Source organism: Nocardia sp. NPDC059154 (genome assembly GCF_042755705.1).
GTDB lineage: Bacteria > Actinomycetota > Actinomycetes > Mycobacteriales > Mycobacteriaceae > Nocardia.
In genome coordinates, this window is record NZ_JBHZCS010000195.1 from 1 (window position 1) to 1,677 (window position 1,677).

A 1,677-nucleotide genomic window follows, 5' to 3' on the forward strand; every position below is an offset into this window, starting at 1 on the left:
CCTCGCCCAATCACGCCTGATGGGGCCGTCGGTGGCTCTGAAATGGCGAAAGGTGCTCTGAACTGCGATAATTCGGCTTGCTGAGGGCTGAATATCGAAGTAGCAGGAGCACCTTTCTGGTGAGGCAGTCTACGTGGTGGTACCCGTCGCTGAAAGTTGACGGGCACGGGTCGGGGGTGGTGGCCCACGCCGGGGCGGTGGCCCTGCTGCAGACCGCGGGCGTGGCCGGGTTGGATCGGGCGTTGTCGCAGGTCATGGGACCGTGGCGCAAGCGGTTCGCCGTACACGATCCGGGAAAGATCCTGCTGGACCTGGCGGTGGCGGTCGCGATCGGCGGCGACTGCGCCGCCGATATCGCGATGCTGCGGTGCGAGCCGGACGTGTTCGGGGCGGTGGCGTCGGACCCGACAGTGTCACGACTGATCGCCGCCCTGGCTGGTGACGCACGTAAAGCGTTGGCTGCCATCGCTTCCGCCCGCGCCACCGCACGGGCGGCGGCCTGGCGCGCGGCGGGTGAGCGGGCACCCGATCACGGGATCACCGCCGCTGATCCGCTGGTCATCGACCTGGACGCGACACTGGTGGACGCCCACTCGGACAAGGAATACGCCAGCCCAACATTCAAGCGCGGCTTCGGGTTTCACCCGCTGCTGGCCTTCGCCGACCACGGCGCCGACGGCACCGGCGAACCCCTCGCGCAACTGCTGCGACCGGGCAACGCCGGTGCCAATACCGCCGTCGACCACAAACAGGTCCTCGCCGCCGCCCTGGAGCAGCTACCGTTGCGGCCCGGCTACCGCGTCGGGCGCAAAGTCCTGGTGCGCACCGACGCCAGCGGCGGCACCCACGAATTCCTCGCCTACTGCCATGCCCGTCGAGTCCAATACTCGCTGGGTTTCACTCTCACCGACGCCCTGGTCGAGGCGGTCAACGCCATCCCGAAACATGTGTGGACCCCCGCTTACGACGCGGACGGGCAGGTCCGCGAGGGAGCATGGGTCGCCGAAATCACCGGCCTGGCAGAGCTTTCCGGCTGGCCCGACGGGATGCGGCTGATCGTGCGGAAAGAGCGCCCGCACCCGGGCGCGCAGTTGCGGTTTACCGACGTCGACGGGCTGCGGTTGACCGCGTTCGTCACCAACACCCGCCGCGGCCAGCTGCCGGACCTGGAGTTACGGCATCGCCGCCGCGCCCGCTGCGAGGACCGCATCCGCGCGGCCAAGGACACCGGGCTGCGCAACCTGCCGTTCCGTTCCTTCGACGCCAACCGGATCTGGCTGGCCATCGTCGCGCTGGCCCTGGATCTGATCGCCTGGTGCCAGACCATCGCCCTGCACGACCACCGGGCCCGCCGATGGGAACCGAAAACCCTACGCCTGCAACTGTTCTCACTACCAGCCCGCATCGCGCGACACGCTCGACGCACTCACCTGCGCCTGTCTCGTCACGCTCGCCACACCGGCCTGCTGATCACCGCCCTACACCGCCTGCAACCAGGCTGACCAGCGACAAACCCGTCCCGACAACGATCGAAAGGACTCTCCTCCGGGCTCGTGGAACCCGGCAGCACCCGCTGACCGGGCTACTCTGTGTTGCCCACAGGCCACTCGTCAGCCGCCGGAAGCCAATCCGAAACCGATCACGCCGGGCCGAAGGCCCCGCGAAAGATCGAGGCTA

At 68.3% G+C, this 1,677-nt stretch carries 1 protein-coding gene; it reads left to right on the forward strand.

Going from position 1 to position 1,677, the window contains the following annotated elements:
* Positions 1-119 precede the first annotated feature (119 nt).
* Positions 120-1,502, forward strand: coding sequence for an IS1380 family transposase (locus tag ACFXN1_RS51765; RefSeq protein WP_379446751.1), 1,383 nt, complete (start codon positions 120-122; stop codon positions 1,500-1,502).
* Positions 1,503-1,677 lie beyond the last annotated feature (175 nt).